At 72.1% G+C, this 23,309-nt stretch carries 26 protein-coding genes; 14 read left to right on the top strand and 12 right to left on the bottom strand.

The window, feature by feature from the left end; all coding sequences use genetic code 11:
* The 4 genes from E1286_RS33010 to E1286_RS33000 all read left to right on the top strand — a co-directional run.
* A partial coding sequence (locus E1286_RS33010) for a zinc-binding dehydrogenase (protein WP_165970019.1) occupies positions 1-720 on the top strand: 720 nt, incomplete at its 5' end.
* A 96-nt stretch (positions 721-816) separates the two neighbouring features.
* Positions 817-2,349: an amino acid permease gene (locus tag E1286_RS33005; protein ID WP_132618760.1), complete on the top strand. Its 1,533-nt coding sequence runs from the start codon at positions 817-819 to the stop codon at positions 2,347-2,349.
* Positions 2,350-2,413: 64 nt separating this feature from the next.
* Complete coding sequence (locus E1286_RS48255; protein ID WP_165970018.1) at positions 2,414-2,566, top strand: hypothetical protein; 153 nt, start codon at positions 2,414-2,416, stop codon at positions 2,564-2,566.
* A complete protein-coding gene (locus tag E1286_RS33000) occupies positions 2,563-2,952 on the top strand; it encodes a type II toxin-antitoxin system VapC family toxin (protein ID WP_132618758.1) in 390 nt (129 codons plus the stop codon). The genes E1286_RS48255 and E1286_RS33000 overlap by 4 nt, the downstream gene beginning before the upstream one ends.
* Positions 2,953-2,956: 4 nt before the next feature.
* Here E1286_RS33000 and lipB read toward each other — a convergent pair whose 3' ends face one another.
* The 4 genes from lipB to E1286_RS32980 form a co-directional block, all read right to left on the bottom strand.
* Complete coding sequence (lipB, locus tag E1286_RS32995; protein WP_132618756.1) at positions 2,957-3,592, bottom strand: lipoyl(octanoyl) transferase LipB; 636 nt, start codon at positions 3,590-3,592, stop codon at positions 2,957-2,959.
* 78 nt (positions 3,593-3,670) lie between these two features.
* Positions 3,671-3,862 (bottom strand): PspC domain-containing protein, encoded by a 192-nt coding sequence (locus E1286_RS32990; RefSeq protein ID WP_132618754.1) that lies wholly within the window; start codon positions 3,860-3,862, stop codon positions 3,671-3,673.
* Positions 3,863-3,922: 60 nt separating this feature from the next.
* On the bottom strand, positions 3,923-4,429 hold the full coding sequence (locus E1286_RS32985) for an HAD domain-containing protein (protein ID WP_246075420.1): 507 nt from the start codon (positions 4,427-4,429) through the stop codon (positions 3,923-3,925).
* A complete protein-coding gene (locus E1286_RS32980) occupies positions 4,426-5,346 on the bottom strand; it encodes an AraC family transcriptional regulator (protein ID WP_132618752.1) in 921 nt (306 codons plus the stop codon). Before E1286_RS32980 ends, E1286_RS32985 begins: the two co-directional genes overlap by 4 nt.
* A 75-nt stretch (positions 5,347-5,421) precedes the next feature.
* Between E1286_RS32980 and E1286_RS32975 the strand changes: the two genes are divergently transcribed.
* Positions 5,422-6,225 carry an NmrA family NAD(P)-binding protein gene (locus E1286_RS32975; RefSeq protein WP_132618750.1) on the top strand — a complete coding sequence of 268 codons (804 nt, stop codon included), beginning with the start codon at positions 5,422-5,424 and terminating at the stop codon, positions 6,223-6,225.
* Here E1286_RS32975 and E1286_RS32970 read toward each other — a convergent pair.
* The gene (locus E1286_RS32970; protein WP_132618748.1) at positions 6,222-6,866 is read right to left on the bottom strand and encodes a TetR/AcrR family transcriptional regulator; all 645 of its coding nucleotides are present in this window, start codon (positions 6,864-6,866) and stop codon (positions 6,222-6,224) included. The genes E1286_RS32975 and E1286_RS32970 overlap by 4 nt on opposite strands.
* 64 nt (positions 6,867-6,930) lie before the next feature.
* On the opposite strand from E1286_RS32970, the gene E1286_RS32965 reads away from it, so the two are divergent.
* Complete coding sequence (locus E1286_RS32965) at positions 6,931-7,410, top strand: cupin domain-containing protein (protein ID WP_132618746.1); 480 nt, start codon at positions 6,931-6,933, stop codon at positions 7,408-7,410.
* A gap of 2 nt (positions 7,411-7,412) precedes the next feature.
* On the opposite strand, the gene E1286_RS32960 is transcribed toward E1286_RS32965, so the two are convergent.
* Genes E1286_RS32960 through E1286_RS32945 form a run of 4 tightly spaced genes read right to left on the bottom strand, consistent with a single transcriptional unit; the run spans position 7,413 to position 12,540 of the window.
* Entirely contained in the window at positions 7,413-9,344 is a 1,932-nt protein-coding gene (locus tag E1286_RS32960) for an amylo-alpha-1,6-glucosidase (protein WP_132618744.1), read from the bottom strand.
* The gene (locus E1286_RS32955; protein WP_132618742.1) at positions 9,341-10,693 is read right to left on the bottom strand and encodes an MGH1-like glycoside hydrolase domain-containing protein; all 1,353 of its coding nucleotides are present in this window, start codon (positions 10,691-10,693) and stop codon (positions 9,341-9,343) included. The genes E1286_RS32960 and E1286_RS32955 overlap by 4 nt, the downstream gene beginning before the upstream one ends.
* Positions 10,690-11,490 carry a sugar phosphate isomerase/epimerase family protein gene (locus E1286_RS32950; protein ID WP_132618741.1) on the bottom strand — a complete coding sequence of 267 codons (801 nt, stop codon included), beginning with the start codon at positions 11,488-11,490 and terminating at the stop codon, positions 10,690-10,692. Before E1286_RS32950 ends, E1286_RS32955 begins: the two co-directional genes overlap by 4 nt.
* A gap of 3 nt (positions 11,491-11,493) precedes the next feature.
* Positions 11,494-12,540, bottom strand: a complete 1,047-nt coding sequence (locus E1286_RS32945; RefSeq protein ID WP_132618739.1) for a zinc-dependent alcohol dehydrogenase — start codon at positions 12,538-12,540, stop codon at positions 11,494-11,496.
* 153 nt (positions 12,541-12,693) lie between these two features.
* Here E1286_RS32945 and E1286_RS32940 point away from each other — a divergent pair, with 153 nt between their 5' ends.
* From E1286_RS32940 to E1286_RS32915, 6 genes are all read left to right on the top strand, one after another.
* Entirely contained in the window at positions 12,694-14,088 is a 1,395-nt protein-coding gene (locus E1286_RS32940; RefSeq protein WP_132618737.1) for an ABC transporter substrate-binding protein, read from the top strand.
* A gap of 20 nt (positions 14,089-14,108) precedes the next feature.
* Positions 14,109-15,125 (top strand): carbohydrate ABC transporter permease, encoded by a 1,017-nt coding sequence (locus tag E1286_RS32935; protein ID WP_132618735.1) that lies wholly within the window; start codon positions 14,109-14,111, stop codon positions 15,123-15,125.
* Positions 15,122-15,988: a carbohydrate ABC transporter permease gene (locus tag E1286_RS32930; RefSeq protein WP_132618733.1), complete on the top strand. Its 867-nt coding sequence runs from the start codon at positions 15,122-15,124 to the stop codon at positions 15,986-15,988. The genes E1286_RS32935 and E1286_RS32930 overlap by 4 nt, the downstream gene beginning before the upstream one ends.
* A gap of 20 nt (positions 15,989-16,008) precedes the next feature.
* On the top strand, positions 16,009-17,208 hold the full coding sequence (locus E1286_RS32925; protein WP_132618731.1) for an ROK family transcriptional regulator: 1,200 nt from the start codon (positions 16,009-16,011) through the stop codon (positions 17,206-17,208).
* Between the two features lie 17 nt (positions 17,209-17,225).
* Positions 17,226-18,101, top strand: coding sequence for a Gfo/Idh/MocA family protein (locus E1286_RS32920; RefSeq protein ID WP_132618729.1), 876 nt, complete (start codon positions 17,226-17,228; stop codon positions 18,099-18,101).
* A gap of 100 nt (positions 18,102-18,201) precedes the next feature.
* Positions 18,202-19,032: an undecaprenyl-diphosphate phosphatase gene (locus tag E1286_RS32915; RefSeq protein ID WP_187368252.1), complete on the top strand. Its 831-nt coding sequence runs from the start codon at positions 18,202-18,204 to the stop codon at positions 19,030-19,032.
* Here E1286_RS32915 and E1286_RS32910 read toward each other — a convergent pair.
* The 3 genes from E1286_RS32910 to E1286_RS32900 form a co-directional block, all read right to left on the bottom strand.
* Positions 19,001-19,699: a hypothetical protein gene (locus E1286_RS32910; RefSeq protein ID WP_132618727.1), complete on the bottom strand. Its 699-nt coding sequence runs from the start codon at positions 19,697-19,699 to the stop codon at positions 19,001-19,003. The two genes, E1286_RS32915 and E1286_RS32910, sit on opposite strands and share 32 nt — an antisense overlap.
* A 79-nt stretch (positions 19,700-19,778) precedes the next feature.
* On the bottom strand, positions 19,779-20,213 hold the full coding sequence (locus E1286_RS32905; RefSeq protein ID WP_132618725.1) for a hypothetical protein: 435 nt from the start codon (positions 20,211-20,213) through the stop codon (positions 19,779-19,781).
* Between the two features lie 45 nt (positions 20,214-20,258).
* Entirely contained in the window at positions 20,259-21,452 is a 1,194-nt protein-coding gene (locus E1286_RS32900; protein WP_132618723.1) for an MFS transporter, read from the bottom strand.
* Between the two features lie 44 nt (positions 21,453-21,496).
* On the opposite strand from E1286_RS32900, the gene E1286_RS32895 reads away from it, so the two are divergent.
* Complete coding sequence (locus E1286_RS32895) at positions 21,497-21,826, top strand: ArsR/SmtB family transcription factor (protein WP_132618721.1); 330 nt, start codon at positions 21,497-21,499, stop codon at positions 21,824-21,826.
* A gap of 51 nt (positions 21,827-21,877) precedes the next feature.
* The coding region (locus E1286_RS32890) for a helicase-related protein (protein WP_281282795.1) at positions 21,878-23,309 on the top strand (1,432 nt) is incomplete at its 3' end.

The raw sequence follows: 23,309 nt of genomic DNA, 5'->3' as shown, positions 1-23,309 counted from the left end.
GACACGGACGCACTGGCGGTGGTGCCCGACGGGGTGGACCTGGCGACGGCGGCCGCCCTGCCGATGGCCGGCCTCACGGCGCTGCGCTCGCTGCGCGCCTCCGGGGCAGGACCCGGCTCCCGCGTGCTGGTCACCGGCGCCTCGGGCGCGGTTGGCCGCCTCGCCGTCCAACTGGCCGCCCGCGCGGGCGCGTACGTCATCGCCTCCGTGAGCACCCCGGAACGCACCGGCCGCGTCCCACACGGAGGGACCGCGACCCGCTCCGCCCATGCCGCCCGCGTGGACAGCGGACGGGCGGCACGTCACGAGTCCGCCGCGTCCCGGGGAGGGCGTGTGGAGGTGGTGGTCGGGGTGGAGAAGGCCGGGCCGGTGGATGTCGTCATCGATGTCGTGGGCGGGCCGGTTCTGGTGGCGGCGTGGGGGTTGTTGAAGCCGGGCGGGAATCTGCAGAGTGTCGGATGGGCGGCCGGCAAGGCCGCCGTGTTCCCGCCTGACTCGACGTTCGCCCTCGGCGAGGCGAGGACGCTCAGCTCCTTCGGCGACGTCGCCTCTCCCGCCGCCGACCTGGCCCACCTGCTCTCCCTCGTGGCGGCGGGCGAGCTGGACGTCGAGGTCGGGTGGCGCGGTCCCTGGGAACGCCTCGGCGAGGCCGCCGCCGCGCAGCTCGACCGGGAGATCACCGGCAAGGTCGTCCTGGACGTCACCCACCGACGGGCATGACGGCGACGAAACCGGTCTGTAACTCCTTGTGTCCTGTCCGGAAATGGTCTAGACGTAGACCAAATGGAGCGTCCTCCACCCCCCAGGGAGACCTCAATGACCACTGACGAGGATTCCAGGCGACTCGCCGAGCTCGGTTACAAGCAGGAGCTGGCCCGCACCTGGAGCGGTTTCTCCAACTTCGCCATCTCGTTCTCGATCATCTCGATCCTGGCCGGCTGTTTCACCACGTTCGGGCAGGCCTGGAACAACGGCGGCCCCGTCGCCATCTCGTGGGGCTGGCCGCTGATCTCCGTGTTCATCCTGATCATCGGTTTCTGCATGTCGGAGCTGGTGTCGGCGTACCCGACGGCGGGCGGCATCTACTGGTGGGCCGCCAAGCTGGGCAAGCCGATCCACGGCTGGTTCACCGGCTGGCTCAACCTGATCGGTCTCATCGCCGTCACCGCATCGGTCGACTACGGCTGCGCGACGTTCCTCAACATCACGCTCACCCGGCTGACCGGCGGCGCCTGGGAGGGCACGCTGTCCCAGACGTTCCTGCTGTTCGTGATCATCCTCGCGCTGCACGCGCTGATCAACGTGTACAGCCACAGGCTGATCTCCGTTCTGCAGAACGTGAGCGTCTGGTGGCACGTCGCGGGCGCCGCGATCGTGGTCGCCATCCTGGTCTTCGCCCCCGACAGCCACCAGTCGCCCGGGTTCGTCTTCGGCGGCACGATCAACAACTCCGGCTTCGGCGACGGCTCCGACGGCCTGCCCTTCTGGTTCTACGTGCTGCCGCTCGGCTTCCTGCTCACCCAGTACACGATCACCGGCTTCGACGCCTGCGCGCACGTGTCGGAGGAGACCCAGGGCGCGGCGAAGAGCGCGGCCCGCGGCCTGTGGCAGTCGATCTTCTACTCGGCCATCGGCGGCTGGATCGTGTTGCTGTCGTTCCTGTTCGCCGCCACCGACGTCGAGGCGATCAACGCGGACGGCGGCTTCGTCGGAGCGATCTTCGAGACCGCGCTGTCGTCGCCGCTCGCCACCGCGATCTTCGCGATCTCCACGATCGGCCAGTTCTTCTGCGGGATGAGCTGCGTGACGTCGATGTCGCGGATGACGTACGCGTTCTCCCGCGACGGCGCGGTGCCGGGCTGGCGGCTGTGGGCGAAGGTCGACCGCAACCGGACGCCCGTGAACGCGATCGTCGCCGGCTGCGTCGCCGCCGCCCTGCTGACCCTGCCCGCGCTCTACGCCCCTCCCGGGCACACCACGCCGGTCGCGTTCTACGCCGTCGTGTCGATCGCGGTCATCGGCCTCTACCTGGCGTTCTTCATCCCGATCTGGCTGCGGCTGCGCATGGGCGACGCCTTCCAGCCCGGCCCGTGGACGCTCGGCAAGAAGTACAAGGTGATGTGCTGGATCGCGTGCGTCGAGATCGCCGTCGTGTCGATCTACTTCGTGATGCCGTTCTCGCCGGCCGGCGTGCCGGGCAACCCCGACTTCACCTGGACGTCGGTCAACTACGCGCCGATCGCGGTCGGCGTCGTGCTGATCGGGATCGCGTTGTGGTGGCGGTTGTCGGCGCGGAAGTGGTTCGCCGGCCCCCGCCGCACCATCGACGAGGAGGTCCCCGCTCCCTGAGCCCGACGCGCGGGTACGGCTCCGCACGGGCCGTACCCGCCCTCCGGCCTGCTAGCTTGCCGCCATGGCCACCCTCTGCGACAACGAGTCACCAGAGCCCGCCACGGAGCCGGACCCGCCGAACGCCGAGATCGTCGCCCGGCTGAAGGCGCGCGACCGCTCCGGCGGGCCGTCGGCCGCCGACATCGTCCGGGCCGTCCACGAGGGCAGCCGATGATCATCATCGACTCGTCCGCGATGGTCGAGGCCCTGACGGGACACGACGCGGACGCCGAGCTGATCGACGCCCTGCGGACCGGCCTGCACGCCCCCCACCTGCTCGACGTCGAGGTGCTCTCGACGCTGCGGGGGCTCGTGCTCGGCGGCAAGCTCGGCGCGACGGCGGCCGAGCAGGCGCGCGCCGACTACCTCGCGCTGGAGATCACCCGCCATGGGGCGATGGGGATCGCCGAGCGCATCTGGGAGCTGCGGCACAACTACACCGCCTCCGACGCCTCCTACCTGGCGCTGGCCGAGGCGCTCGACGTACCGCTCTACACCTGCGACGGCAAGCTCGACAGCGGCGGGCACGCCGCCGACGTGCAAATCTTCCCCCGCAGCTGATCGCTCAGGACGCTTCGAAGGCCGCCGCGACGACCTGCCGCACCTCGTCCATCGAGGCCGTGCCGAGCTCGCGCTTGAGCGAGGTCATGTCGACGTCGGGCATGCCGCAGGCGACCGCCCAGTTCCACGGCGTCATGTCGCCGTCGACGTTGAGCGCGAACCCGTGGCTGGTGACGCCCCGGCTCTGCCGCATCCCGATAGAGATGATCTTGCGCCCGGTCTCGGCCGTCCACACGCCGGTCAGCAGCTCGGAGCCGGGCGGGGTGTCGCGGCGCTCGGCCGGCAGCCCCAGCTTGCCCAGCGCCTCCACCAGCCGCAGCTCGACCTCGCGTACGTAGTCGACGATGCGCTCCGCCTCGTCCAGCTTGACGATGAGGTAGCCGACGAGCTGGCCGGGGCCGTGGTAGGTGAGCTGACCGCCACGGCCCGTCTCCATCACGGGGATGCCGCGCGAGGGGTCGGGCAGGTGGGCCAGCGGAGTGCGGCGCCCGATCGTGTAGACGGGCGGATGGCTGAGCAGCCAGAGCGTGTCCGGCCGCTCCTCCTGTTGGCGCTGCCCGACGAGGTCGGACATGCGCTCCATCGCCTTGTCGTAATCGACGAGCTCATCCTGGATGAGCGTCAGCGGCCTTGCCCTCATTCTTCAGAGGATATGCCGCCTGCCGAATGCGGGCGCACGAGGGCCGGGAGGGCGCGCGCGGCGCCCTCCGCGACGGCCTCACGCCGTGCGGTAGCCCTTCGGCTGCTCCGGGACGAGGATCCACATCGCGACGTAGACGACCCACAGCGGCCCCGGGATGAGCGACAGGATCAGCCAGAGGATGCGGACGAGGGTGGGCGGCAGGCCCAGCTTGTCGGCGATGCCACCGCAGACCCCGGCGATGATCCTGTGCTCTCGTGAGCGGTACATGGTCTCCTCCGTGTTCGGCGTTCTATCGGTTCAACGGACGGCCGGGGCGGCAGACTCCCGTCAGGAACCCTGAGAAAACCCTGTAAGGGTCAGCCACTCATGTGCCATGCCCAGATGACGCCTGGTCAGTCCCTCGACCGGGTCCACGTGGACGAGGAGAAAGGAGTCGAGACCCTGACGCACCCTGAGATACTCCTCGTCCTGCGCCCACACCTGGTCGTCGAACCAGACGAACGGCCGGCGCCCCACGTACGCCGCCACGTGCCGGGTCTTGAACATCTCGCCGTGCTCACTCGGCACGACCGGGGTCATCGGGATGACGGGGAGCGCCGGCAGGCCGATGCGCGGGCCGATCCAGTCGTTGGCGTGCTCCTCCCAGGTGGTGGCCCAGACGAGCTCGGCTCCCGTCGACACGGCCAGGTCGAGCAGCCGGCGGCCGTGCCGGGCGTCGAGGCGCACGGTGTAGAGGACTCCGTCGACCGTGCAGCGGTACGGCCGGAACTCCGGCGCCGGCCGCCCCATCGGGTTCAGCACGCCGTCCACGTCGAGCAGGATCAGGGGTCTCACCGTACGGCTCCGGCCCGGTGTTCCTGCGGGCTGACGCCGCGCACGCGTTTGAAGGCCGCGCTGAGCGCGAACGGGCTGCCGTACCCGACCTTCCTGGCGACGGAGCCGATCGTGGCGTCGGGCTCGCGCAGCAGGTCGGCGGCCAGGGCCAGGCGCCAGTCGGTGAGGAACGCCATCGGCGGCTCGCCGACCAGCTCGGTGAAGCGCCGGGCCAGCGACGCCCGCGACACACCGACCTCGGCGGCCAGGGACGCGACCGTCCACGCGTGGGAGGGGTTGTTCTGCAACATGCGCATGGCCTTGCCCACCACGGGGTCGCTCATCGCGCGGTACCAGCCGGGCGCATGGTGGGTGGCGAAGTACGTCCGCAGCACGGCGATGAGCAGCAGGTCGAGCAGCCGGTCGAGGACGGCCTCCTGGCCGGGCTCGTCCTTGACGATCTCGGCGCCGAGCAGCTCGATGACCGGGCCGCCGGGCTGCACGATGAGCGGCGGCAGGGTGTCGAGCAGCCGCCTGCTGACCGCGCCCTCCATGGTGTAGGTGCCGCAGAGCAGCACGGTGTCGCCGTCAGGGTCGTTCCCCCACGTCCGCACGCCGAGGTCCATGGACTCGTAGACGGACTCGCCGTCGAGGGTGGTGCAGCGCTGGCCGGGGTGGATGACGATCTGCGGCGGGGTCGCGGGGTCGTCGGCCACGGTGTACGGCTCGGGCCCCCGGATGACCGCGACCTCGCCGGGCCGCATCCTGACCGGCTCACCGCCGTCGGGCATCACCCACGCCTCGCCGCGGACGAGCGCGGTCACCGCCAGCGGCGCCTCGTCCTGGATGCGCAGCGACCACGGCGGGTCGAGGACCGAACGCAGCAGGAAGGCGCCGCGGGCTCGCGGGCCGTCGAGCAGGGCCGCGAGCTGATCCATGCGCTAGACGATCGCATATGCGTACGCGCTTCTCAACCATGGAGAGTCTTATCGTTATCGGGCCTTACTAGAGGCATGACGATTCTGGTGCTGGGCGGCACGGGCAAGACCGGCCGCCGCATAGCCGACCGCCTCACCTCTCTCGGCCTCCCCGTACGCGTCCGGTCCCGCTCGACCGGCTTCGACTGGCGCGACCGCTCCACGTGGGCGGCCTCGCTCGACGGAGTCACGGCCGTCTACCTGTCCTACCATCCCGACCTCGCCTTCCCCGGCGCGTACGACGACGTCAAGGCGTTCACGGAGCTGGCCGTGCGGAGCGGTGCGCGGCGGCTGGTGCTGCTGTCGGGGCGCGGCGAGCCGGAGGCGCAGGCCAGCGAGCGCACGGTGCGGGAGTCGGGCGCGGAGTGGACGATCCTGCGCTGCTCCTGGTTCATGCAGAACCTCAGCGAGGACTTCCTGCTCGGCCAGGTGCTGGCGGGGGTCATCGCGCTGCCGGCCCAGGACGTGCCGGAGCCGTTCGTGGACGTGGAGGACATCGCCGACGCCGCCGTGGCCGCGTTCACCGAGGACGGCCACGCCGGCCGCATGTACGAGCTGACCGGCCCGCGGCTGCTGACCTTCCGTGACGTGGCGCGGGAGCTGTCGCGGGCCACCGGACGGGAGATCGCCTTCACCCCTGTCACCCCGGAGGAGTACGTGGCGGCGGCGGTCGCCGACGGCCTGCCGCAGGAGGCGGCGGAGAACCTGTCCGCGCTGTTCGCCGAGACCCTGGACGGCCGCAACGCCTTCGTGGCCGACGGCGTGCGGGAGGCGCTCGGCCGGCCGGCCCGCGACTTCGCCGACTACGCCAGGGCCCACGCCCATCTCTGGAAGCCCTAGAGGAGCGCCTGCCGCAGCTGGGACGACAGCCAGGCGACGAAGGCGTCGGGGGGCCAGCCGCAGCCGGTCACCAGGGCGGCGTAGTGGGCGGGGTCGTTGTAGAACCACACCACGTCGATCGCCCGGTCGGTCTCGACGGCGAGCGGCCCCAGCGAGGTCAGGCGTTCGACGACCATGCGGGCGCCCGCGCGCCGGTTGCCCACCATGGTCTGCCAGAGCTCGGCCGCCTCGGGGGCGGCGTCGGCGGCGCGCCGCACCGTCTCGAAGACCTGGGCGGCCCGCGCGCCGATCAGCTCGGCCACCCGCGCGTACGCGTCGAGGACCGCCTCCTGGCCGGCGGCCTCGAAGACGGGACGGAACCACGGGCGCTCGGCCACCGGCACCGGCTCGTCGTCGCCGGCCAGCGCCTCGTCGACCACCTGGTGGAGCAGGGCCGCCTTGGAGCCGAACGCGGCGAAGACCGTGGGCCGCGCCACGCCGGCGGCGGCGGCCACGTCGGCGAGCGAGGTGGCGGCGTAACCGCGGGCGACGAACAGCTCCCTGGCCGCCGTCACGACGGCCTGACGCGTGCGGCGCGCGCTCTCCTCGCGCAGCGGCGACCGGTAGCGCCGCCTGGCGGGGCCTCCCTTGACATCGCTCACCGTTCAAAGATACTGGCAGCATGTCCAACATACCGCTGTCTATCGAATAGAAGGTGATCTGACGATGTCACGCCCGTACGTGCTGGGCCGCGACGAGGGTGAGGCCATCTGGTTCCTCGGCAACCTCGTCACCGTCAAGGTCGCCGGTGAGCACACCTCCGGCCGTCTGTCGCTGAGCGAGTTCGTCAACCCGCCGGGCTTCGCGCCGCCGCTGCACCGCCACCTCGACGCCGACGAGATCTCGTACGTGATCTCGGGCACCGCCCGCTACATGTGCGGCGGCGAGACCTTCACCGCCGGCCCCGGCGACGTCGTGCTGCTGCCGGTCGGGCTGCCGCACACGTTCACCGTCGGGCCGGACGAGCCGATGCGCTCCCTCGTCATCACCACGCCCGCCGGGTTCGAGCGTTTCGTCGCCGACGTCGGCGAGCCGGCCGTGGAACGCCGCCTGCCCGACCCCGGCCCCATCGACGTGGCGGCGCTCGCCGAGGCGCATGCGCGGCACGCGATCGAACTGCTCGGCCCGCCGGGGGCGACGCCGTAGCGCTACTCCCGCAGGGCGGTGAGCAGGGCGAGCGGGGTCGCGGCCGCCCACGCCTGCGGGGAGGAGGCGTGCGGATAGGGCACCGGATCGGGGTGTTCGTCGTCGCCGTACCCGGCGATGACCTCCGGCAGCCGCCAGTCGTGGTGGGCAGCCGCCCTGATCAGCCCCTTGGCGACCGTGGCGGCCTGCTCGGTCAGTCCGCAGCGGGCCAGCCCCAGCACGATCACGGCGTTGTCGTGCGGCCAGATCGTGCCCCGGTGGTAGGACAGCGGGTGGTAGGGAGCCTGTCCGGCGGCGAGCGTGCGGATGCCGAAGCCGGAGAAGAAATCCTTCTGCAGCAGCCGGTCGCCCACCATCCGCTCCTCGCCGGGGTCGAGGATGCCCGACCACAGCAGGTGCCCGGCGTCGGAGGCGAGCGCGTCGACCTGCCGGTTCCGCCCGTCCAGCGCGAGCGCGGGGAAGGCCGCTCCCGGCATCCAGAAGTCGCGGCGGAAGCGGGCCCGCAGGTCGGCCGCGGCCTCCTCCAGCCGGTCGGCCTCGCGCGGGTCCCGCCACACCTCGCGGGCGAGCCGCGCCGTACGCATCAGGGCGTCGTAGACGTAGCCCTGCACCTCGCCGACCGCCAGGTCGCCCTCAGCCTGGGCGCCGTCGGAGAAGCAGATCGCGCCGGCGGAGTCCTTCCAGTTCTGGTTCACCAGGCCGCCGCGCGCCTCGTCGGAGGTGTAGCGCAGGTAACCGCTGGTGCCGAGGCCGCCGTCGCGGAACATCCACTCCACGGCCGCGCGCGCCTGCGGCTCCAGGCGCTCGGCCAGGCGCCGGTCGCCGGTGGCCGTGCGGTGCGCGTCCAGCAGCACCAGGAAGAGCGGGGTGGCGTCGACGCTGCCGTAGTAGCGGCCGTAGGGCACCTGGCCGAAGTGGGCGAGCTCGCCGTGGCGCACCTCGTGCACGATCTTCCCCGGCTGCTCCAGGCGGGCGTCGTCGTAGCGGGTGCCCTGGGCGGCCGCGAGCGCCGGCAGGACGGCGGCGGCCAGCTCCGGCCGGTACGGCAGGGCGAAGAGCGAGGTCAGCAGGGAGTCGCGGCCGAAGAGCGCCAGGAACCACGGGATGCCCGCCCCCGGCAGGCGCAGTTCCTCGCCGCCGGGCCCCGCGGCGGGGATGAGCAGCCGTGTCAGGTCGGCCAGGCCCTGCTCGCAGGCGCGGGCCAGCTCCGGCCACGACGTGAGGTCACACGGGCGGGGCCGCGCCCCGGTGAACGCGCGCGCCTCGGCCTCCTGGCGGCCGCGCACGGCGCCGGGCGGCCCGGGCGGGGCCGGCTCCTGCGTGCCTGACGGGATGGCGAGGACGGTGAGCGCGAGGTCGGCCGCGCCGTGGGCGGGCAGGGTGAACGTCCACGACAGCACCTGTGCGGTGCCGTCTTCGCCGGCCGGCCGGACGCGGTCCGGCGCGGGCACGGCGCCGACCGTGGTCCGCGAGAGCCAGCTCTCGCCTCGCCGGTAGTGGAAGGCGACCCCGTCCGTGGTGGGCTGGACCGTGCGGACCGCATCTGGTTTGTCGTACGTACGGTGGTCGGCGCGCAGCTCGAACTGGTCGGCGAAGTCGGCGTCCACGTGCAGTTCGAGCTGCACGACGGTGGGCTCGCCCAGGTTGCCGACCAGGCGGATGTGCTCGGTCAGCGCGCCCTCCGCCACGGCCTGACGCCGGAAGACGGTGTACGCGGGCGGCCGGTCGCGGGTGCCGGCCGGGGCCAGGACGCAGCCGTCGGCGGCGGAGGTCAGCAGGGGCGGCGCCATGCCGTCCACGGTCAGCAGCCACCGGCTCAGGTGACGTCCGTCGCGGATGAACAGGCCGTCGGTCGAGGCGCCGTTCAGCCCGCGGATGTCGCCGTCGGCGGTCGTGACGGCGAAGGTCCCCCCGCCGACCAGCAGCCGGCTCACCGGGCCGCATCCTGTGCGACGGGGGCGTGCAGCAGGTCGAGCGCCAGGGCGGCGGTCCAGCTGAAACGCAGGATGCCGCGCGCGTCGCCGGTGTACGGCTCCAGGTACTCCGCGAACTCGGAGCGGTGGGCCGAGGTCAGGAACTGCTCGCGCAGCAGGCCGGCCGCCTCCTCCTCGCCCTGCGCGGCCAGGCCACGATGGACGAGCCAGGCGGTGTTGAACCAGCTGGGGCCCCGCCAGTAGCGGTTGCCGTCGAACTCAGGGGCGGTCAGATCGTAACTGGGCACAAGATGCACCCTTCCCAACCCGAAGCGCGGTCCATGCAACGTACGCGCGAGAGCTTTGCCGATGGTCGCCGGCAGACCCGGCACGACCAACGGGATCAACCCGGACACACTGTGACCGGCGATGGCGGCGCCGGTCACCAGGTCGCGGGCGTGGAAGATCGCGTCCACCGGGTCCCACAGACGGCCGATCAGGGCGGCGGTCGCCGCCTCGGCCCGCCGCCGGTGCGGGCCCGCGTCCGCGCCGACCGCCTCGGCGATGTCGGCGAGGGCGTACTCGGAGGCGATGAGCAGGGCGTTGAAGGACGGGTCCTCGATGGCGAAGGCGTGCGGCGTGCGCGCGTCGTCGTAGCCGTGGTCGCGGTAGGTAGTGGCCAGGCGTACGTACCGCGCGTAGTCGAGGTCGGTGGGACGGTCGGCGGCGGAGCCGTGGCGCAGGTCGGCCCGGACGAAGGAGCCCATGGGCGCGGGCTCGATCCGGGCCAGGGCGGCGTCCCAGCACGGGCTGTTGTCCAGCCCCGGCTCCCAGGGATGCACGACCGAGGCGAGCCCGCCGCCGCCCAGGTCACGGGCGCCGCCCAGGTAGCGGTGCCAGGCCGCCAGCCGCGGGTACACGCGCGGCAGGAAGCCCCGGCGGCGCGACTCGGCGGGATCCGCCGCGTGCACCAGCCAGGCGGCCAGGGCGTGCACGGGCGGCTGGACGATCCCGGACGTCTGGATGAACGGAGACGCTCCGGCCGCCCGGCCGGCGGTGGCCGAGCGCCAGAAGTCCGGGCCGGGGAAGTAGGCGCCGTCCGGCACGGACGGGTTGAACACGATGTGCGGGATGCGACCGTCGCCCCACTGCGCGCTCAGCAGCGTCTCGAGCTCGCGCTGCGCCCGGCGCGGCGAGACGTGCCGCAGGCCCAGGGCGATGAACGCCGAATCCCAGCTCCACTGGTGCGGATACAGCGCGCGGGAGGGAACGGTCGCCGCTCCCGTCCAGTTGCCGAGCAGCACCTGGGTCGCGCTCCTGCGCAGGGAGTCACAGGGGGCGGTGGCGGTCGTCTCGGCGAACGTCGTCATCCCGCGACTCGGCGCAGGAAGGACGGGATCGACCGGACGGCCTCCACCGGGTCTCCGGTGAGCCGGCACTCGACGGCCAGGTAACCGTCGTAACCGGTCGCGTCCAGTGCGCTCAGCCAGGCGGCCCACTCCAGGTGGCCGGCTCCGGGCTGGAACCGGTTGGAGTCGCTCACCTGGGCGTGGCCGATCAGCGGCCCGGCCTCGAGGATGGCGGCCGGCGGGTCGGCCTCCTCGATGTTCATGTGGTAGCTGTCGATGCCGATGCGGACGGAGTCCAGGCCGACCTCGCGGATCAGGTCGGCGGCCTGCGCCAGCCGGTTGACCATGTGGTCCTCGTAGCGGTTGAGCGGTTCGAGGAAGAGCGCGACGCCTTCCTTGCGGGCGTGCTCGCCGAGCTCGGTGAGCCCTTCCAGCAGCACCTCCCGGTCGCGCTCCGCGCTGCGCGGCGGCTCGAACGGCGGCAGCCGCCGGGAGAACATCCCGTAGGACGCCGGAGTCTGGGCCCCCAGCCCGCCCAGCTCGCCGATGACCGACAGCTGCGACTTCATCTGCTCGATGGCGTCGCGGCGCAGCGCGTCGTCGAAGGCGCCGAAGAAGTGCGGCATCTCCACGCACACGGTGGGCATGACGACGCCGTCGGCCTGGGCCTTGCGCAGCTCGGGCAGCCGGTCGCGGAAGTGGAAGTCACCCTTGCCGCGCAGCTCGATGCCGTCGTAGCCGGCGCTCCGCGCGAACTCCCACTTGTCCTGGAGTGTCTCGCCGGGAAGCAGCTGCTCCTGGCAGGCGATCTTGAGCATGGTTCAGAACTCCAGCACGACCTGGAGCGCGTCGGCGGGGCGCTCATCCAGCAGGACGTAGGCCTCGGCCGCGTCGGCGACCGGCACCACATGACTCACCAGCGACTTCACGTCGATCAGGCCGTCCGCGACGAGCCGCAGGAAGCCCTGCTGGAGCCGTTCGACGCTCCAGCGGCCGACGAGTTGCGGCGGCACTCCGCCGATCTGCGAGCTGACGAGCTGGACGCGGTTGTGATGGAACTCGTCACCGAGTCGCAGCCCCACGCCGTCGCCCTGGTAGAAGCCGGAGGCGACGACCCGCCCGGCCACGGTGACCGCGCGCAGGGCTTCGTGCAGGGCCTGGTAGGAGCCGCTGATCTCGATGGCGGCGTCGGCGCCGCGTCCGCCGGTGGCCTCGCGGATCCGCTCGGCGACGGCGTCGGTGCGCGCGTTCAGCGTGCGGGCGGCGCCGTACTCGACGGCCTTGGTGAGGCGGGTCTCCAGGGCGTCGACGGCGGTGACGCGGGCGCCGTTCAGCTGCGCCAGCCGGGTGGTGAGCAGGCCGATCACGCCCTGGCCGAAGACGGCGACGTCCTCGCCGACGTGGATGTCGGCCGCGAGGACGGCGTTGTAGGCGATCGCGCCGACCCTGGCGAAGGCGCCCGCCAGCGGCGCCAGCGCCTCGGGGAGCGCGTGGCCGACCAGCCGTTCGGCGGGTACGACGGCCTCGCTGCGGTGCCCCCAGATGCCCCACACCACGGTGCCCGGCGCCGGCACGCCCGGAGTGTCCGCGAGCTCCGGCGAGACCTCCAGGACCTCGCCGACCTCGGAGTACCCCCAGCCCACCACCGGGTAGGCGATGCCCGGCCCGCCGTCGCGGAACAGCCGGGCCTCGGCGTCCCAGGTGCGGGTCAGGTAGGGGTTGGTCCCCCGGTAGGCGGTGAGTTCGGTGCCCGCCGAGATCCCGGAGTACAGCGTCCGGACGCGGAGATGCCCGGGCGGCAGTGGGACCGGTTCGGCGGTGGCGACCTCCACTTGGCGGGGGCCGGTGAATTGGACGACGCGTTCCACAGGAGCTCCGTGGGGTTGTTTTTGCTCGTGATCGACCCTATGTGTGGGGCTTTTGTCGAAGATAGCCGATACTTAGGTCTTGTCAACAGACTAAAGTGATGCTCTGATGCATCACACATGAAATATGAGGTGCAGTGAGGACGGTTCATACGCATGTGGCCTCGATGGTCGAGGGCCCTGGCGGCAGGTCTGACCGCCACGCTGGCAGCCGGCGTGCTGTCCGGATGTGGCGCGCAGGCGAAAAGTCAGCCCGATAACAAGATCACTGTCTGGAGTCTGGAGAACCTCACCCCGCGCATGGCGGCGACCGAGAAGATCGTCGCCGGCTTCGAGAAGGAGACCGGCGTCGAGGTGCGGCTCGTCGGCGTCGACGAGGGCCAGCTCCCCCAGCTGATCATGTCCGCGGCCGCCGCCGGGACGCTGCCCGACGTGATCGGCGGCGTGCCGCTCGCCCCGGTGTGGCAGATGTACACCAACGGGCTGCTCGACACCGCGGCCACGAAGAAGGTGGTCGACGCTCTCGGCCCCGGCACCTTCAACGCCAACGCGCTACGACTGACCGGCGACGGGTCCACCCGGCTCGGCGTGCCCAGCGACGCCTGGCTGCAGATCCTCGTCTACCGCAAGGACCTGTTCGCCAAGGCGGGGCTGCCCGTCCCCGACTCCTACGACGCCATGCTCAAGGCCGCCAAGACGCTGAACGCGGGCGGCGTCAGCGGCATCTCGCTCGCCACCGACCCCAGCGACGTCTTCACCCAGCAGAGCTTCGAGGACATCGCGCTGGCCGGCGGCTGCGAACTCGTCGGCGCCGACGGCGCCGTCGGCCTCGGCAGCCCGCAGTGCCGCTCCGCCTTCACCACGTACGACCAGCTCGCCTCCGACTACGGGGCCCCGGGCACCCAGAGCGTGGACTCCACCCGCGCCACCTACTTCGCCGGCCGATCCGCCATGATCGTCTGGTCCACCTTCCTGCTGGACGAGCTGGCGGGCCTGCGCGACGACGCCCTGCCGAGCTGCCCGCAGTGCGCCGGCAACCCCCGGTTCCTCTCCGACAACAGCGGGATCGTCACCGCGCTGAAGGGGCCGGGCGCCGCCGAGCCCGCGCAGTTCGGCGAGATCACCTCCTGGGTGATCAGCAGGACCGCCGAGACCGCGGCCGCACAGAAGTTCGTCGAGTACATGCTGAGCACCGGCTACGAGGGCTGGCTCGGCCTGGCCGCCGAGGGCAAGATCCCGGTTCGCGACGGCACGGCCGAGGAGCCCGACAAGTACCGCGAGGCCTGGCGGGCCGGCGTCATCGGGGTCGACACCAGGAAGCCCCTGCAGGCCGTCTACTCCGCCGACCTCCTCGACCAGCTCGCCTCCGGCGTCAGCAACATGCGGCGCTGGGGGATCACCCAGGGACAGGGCGCGCTGGTCGGCGCGACGCTCGGCGAGCTGCCGATCCCGAAGGCGGTCGGCGCCATGACCTCCGACCAGATCTCTCCCGCCGAGGCCGCACAGCAGGCCGGCGAGGAGGTCTCGGCCTTGCAGACGTCCCTCCGATGAACTCCTGCTGAGGAACAACCATGAGCACCCTGCGAAGTGCCGAGCAGCGACCCTCCACCCCGGCGATCCCGGAGAAGCCACCCGGCCGGCCCCGGCGCACGCCGACCCTGGCCCAGCGCGAGAACCGGACCGGCCTGGCGTTCGTGTCCCCCACGGTGCTGGTGGTCCTGGTCGTCGTGGTCCTGCCCATCGCCTGGACGGTGTTGCTCGCCTTCCAGCGCGCGCGGCTGGTCGACATCCAGACCATGAGCTTCCTGTCCGGCTGGACGTCGGAGAACTTCACCCAGGTCTTCGCCTCGGCCGGGTTCTGGTCCTCGCTGGGGACCACGCTCGTCTACACCGTGGGCGCCACCGCCGGCTCGATCGTCCTCGGGCTCGTCGCCGCCCTCGCCCTGCGCCGGCCGTTCCGCGGGCGGGCCCTGCTGCGCGGCTCGATGCTGCTGCCGTACGTCGCGCCCGTCGTGGCCGTGACGTTCGTCTGGGAGATCGCGCTCAGCCCGCAGTTCGGCATCGTCAACGAGTGGGGCGCCAGGCTGCTCGGCTGGGACAAGCCGATCGCCTTCCTGTCGACCCGGTCCCAGGAGATCTCGCTGCTCGGCTGGGACGTGCACGTGCCGCTCGCGCTGCTCGTCGTCATCGCCTTCGAGACCTGGCGCTACTTCCCGTTCGCCTTCCTGTTCCTGCTCGCCCGCCTTCAGGCCGTGCCCGCGGGGCTGGAGGAGGCCGCCACCGTGGACGGCGCCACACTCACCCAGCGCTTCCGGCACATCCTGCTGCCGCAGCTGCTGCCGGTGATCGCGCTGCTGTCGGTGCTGCGCTTCATCATGACGTTCAACAAGTTCGACGACGTCTACCTGCTCACCGGGGGCGGCTCCGGCACCGACGTCGTCGCCGTGCGCGTCTACGACTTCCTCACCGCCCGCTACGACGTGGGCGCGGCGTCCGCGCAGGCCCTGGTGCTGGCGCTGGTGCTGGCCGTGCTGCTCGGCATCTATTTCGCGTTCTTCGCCAAGAAGGCCCAGGAGGAGGAAGTATGAGCCGCGAACAGGCCGAACAGAGGATCTTCGGGGTCCTGCGCTGGGTGGTGATCGCCTTCCTCGCGGCGATCACGATCTTCCCCTTCTACTACATGGTGCTGCTGTCGGTGAAGTCCATCGACCAGTTGTTGCTGGCCCCCGGCAAGCTGTGGGTGAGCCTGTCGGAGTTCACCGTGAGCACGTACCAGAACGTGCTGCAGTCGACCGACGAAGGCGGCCAGGGCTTCCTGCGCATGCTGGCCAACTCGGGCGTCGTCGCGGTCATCACCGTGGCGCTGACCCTGCTGGCCTCCGTGCCGGGCGCCTACGCCGTCAGCCGGCTGAAGTTCTTCGGCGGACGCCACGTCAGCGCGCTGTTCCTCGCGTTGTACCTCTTCCCGTCCACGCTGCTGGCGGTGCCGCTGTTCGTGATCTTCGCCCGGATCGGGTTGCAGGGCAGCCTGATCGGGCTGGCCATCGTCTACATCGCGCAGACCGTGCCTGTCTCCATCTACATGCTGCGGAACTACTTCGTCACCATCCCCCGCAGCGTCGAGGAGGCCGCGGCGCTGGACGGCTGCTCGCAGCTGCGCATCCTGCGCAAGATCGTGCTGCCGCTCGCCGCGCCGTCCCTCGTGGCCACCGGCCTGTACGTGTTCATGATCGCCTGGAACGAGTTCCTGTTCGCCCTGCTGTTCCTGGCCGCCGAGCCCGGCAACTGGACGGTCTCGCTGGGCCTCTCCCAGCTCTCCAACGGCATCGAGGTGTCCAAGACGGTGCTGATGGCCGGCTCGGTCATCCTCACCATCCCCGTGGTACTTCTTTTTTACGCTGTTGAACGCCTCCTCACCGAAGGTCTCACCAGCGGCGCGGACAAGAGCTGAGGCAAGGAGAGGCATCCCCGATGGCATCCCCATGGAGCACAGCAGGCCACCTTCTGGAACTGATCCGCACCGGGCAGGCGACCACCCGGATCGAGCTCCAGCGCATGACCGGCCTGTCCCGCTCCACGGTCGGCCACCGGCTCGACCAGCTCTTCGCCGCCGGCTGGCTGCGCGACGTCCCGGGCGTGCAGTCGACCGGGGGGCGGCCGTCCGCCCAGCTGGAGTTCGACACGCGGCACGCGGTCGTGCTGGCCGCCGACCTCGACACGACCTTCGCGCGGGCCGCCGTCCTCGACCTGGCCGGGGGCCTGCTGGCCGAGCACGCCGAGCACCTGCGCATCGACGAGGGGCCGGAACGCGTGCTCGACCGGCTCGGCACGTGGTTCGCGAAGCTGCTGAGCGAGACCGGGATCGGCCCCGCCACGGTCTGCGGCGTCGGCCTGTCGCTGCCCGGCCCGGTCGTCTGGCCGTCCGGGCGGGTCGTCCGGCCGCCGATCATGCCCGGCTGGGACGGCTGCCCGGTGCCCGAGCTGATGCAGCGGGCGCTCGGCCTGCACGCCGGCATGGACGCCGCCGTCCCGGTGCTCGTCGACAACGACGCCAACCTGATGGGGCTGGGCGAGCAGCGCGAGTCGTTCGCCGACTGTTCCTCGTTCATCCTGATGAAGGTCTCCACCGGCATCGGCGCGGGCGTCGTCATCGACGGCAAGGTCTTCCGCGGCATCGACGGCGGCGCCGGCGACATCGGCCACGTCCGCCTGCACGACCGGCCCGACGCCCGCTGCATGTGCGGCTCCTACGGCTGCTTGGCCGCCGTCGCCAGCGGACGGGCACTGGCGGGGCAGCTGGCCGCGCTCGGCGTGCCCGCCACGTCCGCCGCCGACGTCCGCGCGCACCTCGACGCGGACAACCCCGACGCCGTACGCCTGGCCCGCGAGGCCGGTCAGCGCTGCGGCGAGGTGCTCGCCACCGTCGTCAGCCTGCTCAACCCGGGCGTCCTGATGATCGCCGGGGATCTGGCCGAGACCCACTTCGTCACCGGGGTGCGCGAGCTGCTCTACCAGCGCGCGCTGCCCCGCGCGACGCGTAACCTGCAGATAGTCACCGCCCGGCTCGGCGAGCACACCGCGCTCGCCGGGGCCACCGCGATGGTCGTCGAGCACCTCTACGCGCCCGACCAGGCCGACGCCCGCCTCGCCGTCGCGGTGCCGGCACCCTGAAAGCATGGAGTGAAGTCGTGACCACCACCGCCCCTGTCGAGGTCGGCCTGATCGGCGCCGGCCCGTGGGCCCGTACGATGCACGCGCGGATGCTGGCCGAGGGGCCGCAGACGCGGCTGACCGCCGTCTGGGCCCGCCGCGCCGACGCCGCGAGCGAGGTCGCCGAGCAGTACGGCGTGGTCGCCGCGGCCACCCCGGAGGAGCTGTTCGACCGGTGTGAGGCGGTGGCGTTCGCGGTGCCACCGTCCGTCCAGGCGGAGCTGGCCGTACGCGCGGCCAAGGCCGGCAAGGCGCTCCTGCTGGAGAAGCCGCTCGGGCTCGACCTCGCCTCGGCGCGCGCGGTGGCCGACGCCGTCGAAGAGGCCGGCGTCGTCTCCCAGATGGTGCTGACCAAGCGCTACCTCCCGGCCACCAGGGAGTTCCTGCGGCAGGCGGAGGGGTTCGCGGCCACCGGCGCGCGTTCCTGCTACCTGCACGGCGCGTTCCTCGGCGGGGAGCTCGCCACCGGGTGGCGACTCGAACGAGGCGCCCTGCTCGACCTCGGCCCCCACCTGCTCGACCTGCTCGACACCGCCGTCGGCCGCATCGCCCGCATCCGCGCGACCGGCGATCCGCGCCGGTGGGTGGAGTTGTCCTGCGAGCACGAGAACGGCGCCGTCAGCCAGGCGTCGCTGTCGGGCAGCGTCCGGCTGCCCCGGGCGCGCACGCGCGTGGAGCTCTTCGGGGAGGAGGGCGAGCTGGTCTTCGACACCGCGGGGCTCGACCACGAGGAGGCCTGGCCGGTGCTGCGCGCCGAATTCGCCGCCGCCGTACGCGCGGGCCGATCCGGTGAGCTGAGCGCCGCCAGGGGGCTCCGGCTGCAGGAACTCATCGAGGCCGCTGTCTCACAGTGACGCCGGCTGCGGGCCTTTCACCGCATGAGGCGACAAACCTCGGTCTCCGTTTCCGCTAGCCTCACCCTCGTCACTCCTGAGGCTCTGGAAAGGTGTCGTCGTGATCGGCTGGCTGGAAGCGGTGATTCTGGGGTTGGTCCAGGGGCTGACGGAGTTCCTGCCGATCTCCTCCAGCGCCCACATCCGGGTGGTGTCCGCTTTCGCCGGCTGGCCCGACCCGGGCGCGGCGTTCACGGCGGTCATCCAGCTCGGCACGGAGACGGCCGTGCTGATCTACTTCCGCCAGGAGATCTGGGAGATCGTCTCCACCTGGACCCGCTCGCTGTTCAACCGCGAGCTGCGCGGCCACTGGGCGGCCCGCATGGGGTGGTACATCATCCTGGGCACCCTGCCCATCGTCGTGCTCGGCCTGGTGCTGAAGGAACAGATCGAGACGCCCTTCCGTGACCTGCGCCTGGTCGGCACCACGCTGATCGTCTTCGCGATCATCCTGTGGTTCGCCGACCGCACCGCCCGCAACAAGCTCACGCTGGAGAAGCATCTCAGCGCCCCGCACGCCGTCGTGTACGGCTTCGCGCAGGCGCTGGCGCTGGTGCCCGGTGTGTCGCGCTCCGGCGGCACGGTGACCGCCGGCCTGCTGCTCGACTACCGCCGCGAGGACGCCGCGAAATACTCGTTCCTGCTGGCCATCCCGGCCGTGCTGGGGGCGGGCGTGCTGGAGCTGAGCGAGATCGGCAACGGCCCGTCCCCCGAATGGGGCCCGACGATCCTGGCCACGGTGATCTCGTTCGTCGTCGGCTACGCGGCGGTGGCGTGGTTCCTGCGCTACATCAGCACCCACCGCTTCACGGTGTTCGTGATCTACCGGATCATCCTCGGCTTCTTCATCATCCTCGCGGTCACCGCGGGGTGGATTCCGGCGATCGGCTGACCGGCTGCCGCACGGCCGGATAGTACGCCGCCCAGTCCCCGTCGCCCATGCGCAGGATCCTCAGCCCGATCCAGCCGAGGCCGGCGACGGGGACGGTCCAGCACACCGCGGTCAACGGCCCGTACGGCACCGCGAACGACCCGAGATAGCCGGCGGCCACCACGACCGGCGCCCACCAGCCGACGAACCCGGTCCGCCACACGACCGCCGTCAGCACCGGCAGGCCGAACATGCCGAGGAACATCCACGGCAGCTGGAAGCCGAACACCACGCCGGGCAGGCCCAGCATCTCGTCGATGATGCGCTGCGCCTCCCGCGGGGTGTGGTTCTGCCCGAGCCACCACTCCACGGGGTCGGTCAGCAGCAACCCCGACAGCGACAGGTAGCCGATCATCGTCAGGGCTCCGACGACGTTGCCGAGCCCGGTGAGCCCGCGCCTGGTCAGATGGACGAGGCCGAGCACGGCGACGGCCATGAGCATCCAGCTCCAGTGGTAGAGCACGGACTGCAGCTGGGCGAGCGCCGGGTTGTCGCCGAAGCTGATCATTTCCCGGTCGTCGCCCCAGGTGCCGGGGTCGACGAAGGCGGCGACGGCCTGAAGGAGCGGCGCCAGGATGAGCAGCGAACCCGCCGCGACACGGCGGAAGGTGACCTGGTCGTTCAACATGGGGCCGACGGTAGGGCGACGGGACGCCCGCCGTCGTCCGCCCGCCGGGCGACCCGGCCTCCCTCACCAGGGTGAGGCGTCAGAGGGTCCGCGGGTAGCGGCTGCAGAGGGCGAAGACGACGGCGAAGAGCGTCCAGGCGGTGACGTACGCGACGGGGTGGGCCCAGGTGTCGCCGATGACGTCGGCGAGCGCCTGACGCCCCTCGAAGTAGACGAGCAGGCCCGCCACCGCCCCGGGGACGGCGCCCCACCAGCGCCGCCACCACACCTCGAACGCGATCACCTCCCACACGACGAGGGCGAGCGGCCCGAACAGCAGGAACTTCATGCTGGGCGGGTCGGACAGGAGCACCGTGAGCCCCATCACGGCCACGGCGGACCCCGCCGTCAGCGCGACGACGGTGCCGAAGGGCGCCGGTTCGTTCCGCTGGTCGGCGGCAGGGACCGGCTCGGGGTCGCCGCCGGTCCTCGCGCGCGGGTCGTCATCGGGGGTCGCGTCGATGTCGTCGGCCACAGCCGACATTCTGGCCGATGAACCGCCGCGGCGGCGGCCTCGCGGTCAAGCCGGCACGGTCTGCTTGGCCGTCGCCGGGGCGGCACGGTAGGTGGACAGGGTGAAGAGGAAGCCGAGGAGGGCGAACGCGGTGGAGATCACGATCACACCGGTCCTGCCGTACGCGTCCAGCGCCGCGCCGCCGGCGATCCCCGCCACGAAGAGCCCGACGTACTGGGCGGACGACAACAGGCCGAGGCCGATCGGCACGTTGCCGGGCACCTCGGCGACCGTCCTGAACTGCTGCGCGGGGGCCACCAGCCAGCCCAGCCCGCCCCACAGGAACGCCCACACGAGCGCGACCGGCAGGGCCAGGTTGGCGACCGGGATGAGGGCGAGGAACACGGTGCTGAACACCATGCCGACGAGCACCATGCGGCGCGGCCCGTACGCGTCGGTGAGGCGCCCGCCGAGCTGGGCGCCCACGACGCCCCCGATGCCCCACGCCCAGAGCACGGCCGTCAGCGGCAGGTCGAACAGCGACCCGATGTAGGTGTACGCGCTGAACACCGCCGCGAACATCAGCAGCTGCGTCCCCAGCACCGCCAGCATCCGCCGGTCGCCGAGCGGCGCGAACCGCTCGCGCAGCCCTCCCGGCGTCTGGACCGCGACCTTGGGCACCATGGCGGCGACCCCGACGAACCCGGCCACGCCCATCGCGGCGACCATCCACAGCGTGGCCCGCCAGCTCACCGCGCCGCCCAGCCAGGTGCCGAGCGGCACGCCGATCGCCGACGAGACGGTCAGCCCGCCCATCACGAGCGCCAGCGCCCGCCCGCGCCGCTCGGGCGCGGTGAGCGCGTTCGCCACGCCCGACGCCGTCGGCGTGAACATCGCCGCACCCGCCGCCGCGATCACCCGGCCGACCAGGACCAGCGGGTACGTCGGCGCCAGCGCGGTCAGCACGCTCCCCGCCACGAACACGCCCATGGCCAGCAACAACAACGTCTTACGCGACAACCGGGCGGTCACGGCGGCCAGCACGGGCGACAACACCGCGTACGCCAGCGCGAAGACGGTCATGAGCTGCCCCGCCGCGGACGTGGAGATGTCCAGGTCCGCGGAGATGGGCGCGAGCAGCCCGGCCGTCACGAACATGCCCGTACCTATGGCGAAATTTCCTACTGCGAGCGGATAGAGCCGCGAACCCAAGAGAAGCCTCCAGCGACAAAAAGTTGGACGCTCATCAAACTGGCGCATAGTTTGATCGTTGTCAAACAATGCGACGGAGGTAGGCTGTCCACATGCGCCTGCTACCGCATCCCGCAACCGAGGACATCGAGCTCACGGAGGTCCTGCGGGCGCTGTCCGATCCCGTGCGGCTGGAGATCGTCGCGCGCCTGGCCGCCCGCGGCGAGCTGACGTGCGGCACCGTGGGCGACGAGCTCGGCGTGCACAAGTCGACCGCGTCGCATCACTTCAAGGCGCTGCGCGACTCCGGGCTGGTCTTCACCAAGCAGGAGGGCCGGCTCAAGTACATGAGCCTGCGCCGCGCCGACCTCGAGGCCCGCTTCCCGGGCCTGCTCGAGTCGATCCTGTCCGCCGCGCGCCCGCACGCCGGATCCCATGGCTGACGCCCTGCCCAGCCGGCACGCCCTGCCCGCCGCACGCCGGGACGGGAGCTCATGACCGACGGCCTGCCCATCCGGCACGTCCTGCCCGAGCTCCTGTCCCTGCTCGACCGGCACGGCAGCGCGGTGCTGACCGCGCCGCCCGGCACCGGCAAGACGACCGTGGTGCCGCTCGCCCTGGCCGAGTCGGGGCTGCGGGTGCTGGTGGCCGAGCCGCGGCGGCTCGCCGTACGCGCGGCCGCCCGGCGGATGGGCGTGAGCTACACCATCCGCGGCGAACGGCACACCGGCGCGAACCCCCGCGTCGAGGTGGTCACCACCGGGGTGCTGCTCCAGCGCCTCCAGCGCGACCAGGAGCTGCCCGGGGTCGACGCGGTCATCTTGGACGAATGCCACGAACGCCACCTCGACGCCGACACCGCGCTCGCCTTCCTGCTCGACGTACGCGAAGCGCTCCGGCCCGACCTGCGGCTGCTGGCGACGTCCGCGACCGCCGACGCGGCGCCGTGGTCGAAGCTGGTCGGCGGGCCCGTCGTCGCCGCCACCGGGGTCGCCCACCCCGTCGAGATCGTCTGGGCGCCACCGCCCCGGCCGGTCGCGCCGCCGCACGGGCTCCGCGTCGATCCGGCGCTGCTGTCCCACGTGGCCGCGGTCGTCCGCCGGGCGCTCGCCGAGCGGGACGGCGACGTGCTGTGCTTCCTGCCGGGCGTGGGCGAGATCGCCAAGGTGGCCGGGATGCTCTCCGGCGACGTCGAGGTGCTCCAGGTGCACGGCCAGGCTCCGGCCCGGGTCCAGGACGCCGTCCTGTCACCCGGCGCGGCCCGCCGGGTGGTACTGGCCACGTCGGTGGCCGAGTCGAGCCTGACCGTGCCCGGGGTGCGGGTGGTCGTGGACTCGGGGCTGGCCCGGGAGCCGCGTACCGACCACGCCCGCGGGCTCGGCTCCCTCACCACGGTCAGGGTGTCGAGGGCCTCGGCCGGCCAGCGGGCCGGGCGCGCCGGCCGCGAGGCTCCCGGCACGGTCTACCGCTGCTGGCCGGCGGCCGAGCACGAGCGGCTGGCCGAGCACGCCAGGCCGGAGATCGCGCTGGCCGACCTGACGGGGTTCGCGCTGCAGGCGGCCTGCTGGGGCACGCCGGACGCCTCGGGGCTCGCGCTGCTCGACCCGCCGCCGCCCGCCGCCATGTCGGCCGCCGTCCGCACGTTGGAGACGCTCGGCGCCCTCACCGGCTCCCGCGTGACCGAGCGGGGCCGCCGCATGGCCCTCGCCGGCGTCCACCCGCGCCTGGCCCGCGCCCTCATCGACCTGGGCCCCCAGGCCGCCGACGTGGTGGCCCTCCTCTCGGAGCAGCTCCCCCGCGACGCCTCCGACGATCTGGTGGAGGTCTGGCGTACGGCCCGCCGCGGCGGCACCCCGTTCGCCACCCGCTGGCGCCAGGAATCCCACCGCCTCCACCGCACCACCACCCAGACCTCAACCCCACACC

This window comes from Nonomuraea terrae (assembly GCF_004348995.1).
Taxonomy (GTDB): domain Bacteria; phylum Actinomycetota; class Actinomycetes; order Streptosporangiales; family Streptosporangiaceae; genus Nonomuraea; species Nonomuraea terrae.
The sequence above is the reverse complement of the archived record's forward strand: the minus strand, read 5'-3'. Positions and strand labels throughout refer to the sequence as shown.

Excerpts from the sequence above, each read along its gene's own strand:
- E1286_RS33005 (WP_132618760.1), top strand. The coding sequence starts at position 817 with ATGACCACTGACGAGGATTCCAGGCGACTCGCCGAGCTCGGTTACAAG.
- E1286_RS48255 (WP_165970018.1), top strand. The coding sequence starts at position 2,414 with ATGGCCACCCTCTGCGACAACGAGTCACCAGAGCCCGCCACGGAGCCG.
- E1286_RS33000 (WP_132618758.1), top strand. The coding sequence starts at position 2,563 with ATGATCATCATCGACTCGTCCGCGATGGTCGAGGCCCTGACGGGACAC.
- lipB (WP_132618756.1), bottom strand. The coding sequence starts at position 3,592 with ATGAGGGCAAGGCCGCTGACGCTCATCCAGGATGAGCTCGTCGATTAC.
- E1286_RS32990 (WP_132618754.1), bottom strand. The coding sequence starts at position 3,862 with ATGTACCGCTCACGAGAGCACAGGATCATCGCCGGGGTCTGCGGTGGC.
- E1286_RS32980 (WP_132618752.1), bottom strand. The coding sequence starts at position 5,346 with ATGGATCAGCTCGCGGCCCTGCTCGACGGCCCGCGAGCCCGCGGCGCC.
- E1286_RS32975 (WP_132618750.1), top strand. The coding sequence starts at position 5,422 with ATGACGATTCTGGTGCTGGGCGGCACGGGCAAGACCGGCCGCCGCATA.
- E1286_RS32965 (WP_132618746.1), top strand. The coding sequence starts at position 6,931 with ATGTCACGCCCGTACGTGCTGGGCCGCGACGAGGGTGAGGCCATCTGG.
- E1286_RS32955 (WP_132618742.1), bottom strand. The coding sequence starts at position 10,693 with ATGACGACGTTCGCCGAGACGACCGCCACCGCCCCCTGTGACTCCCTG.
- E1286_RS32950 (WP_132618741.1), bottom strand. The coding sequence starts at position 11,490 with ATGCTCAAGATCGCCTGCCAGGAGCAGCTGCTTCCCGGCGAGACACTC.
- E1286_RS32940 (WP_132618737.1), top strand. The coding sequence starts at position 12,694 with ATGTGGCCTCGATGGTCGAGGGCCCTGGCGGCAGGTCTGACCGCCACG.
- E1286_RS32935 (WP_132618735.1), top strand. The coding sequence starts at position 14,109 with ATGAGCACCCTGCGAAGTGCCGAGCAGCGACCCTCCACCCCGGCGATC.
- E1286_RS32930 (WP_132618733.1), top strand. The coding sequence starts at position 15,122 with ATGAGCCGCGAACAGGCCGAACAGAGGATCTTCGGGGTCCTGCGCTGG.
- E1286_RS32925 (WP_132618731.1), top strand. The coding sequence starts at position 16,009 with ATGGCATCCCCATGGAGCACAGCAGGCCACCTTCTGGAACTGATCCGC.
- E1286_RS32910 (WP_132618727.1), bottom strand. The coding sequence starts at position 19,699 with ATGTTGAACGACCAGGTCACCTTCCGCCGTGTCGCGGCGGGTTCGCTG.
- E1286_RS32900 (WP_132618723.1), bottom strand. The coding sequence starts at position 21,452 with ATGCGCCAGTTTGATGAGCGTCCAACTTTTTGTCGCTGGAGGCTTCTC.
- E1286_RS32895 (WP_132618721.1), top strand. The coding sequence starts at position 21,497 with ATGCGCCTGCTACCGCATCCCGCAACCGAGGACATCGAGCTCACGGAG.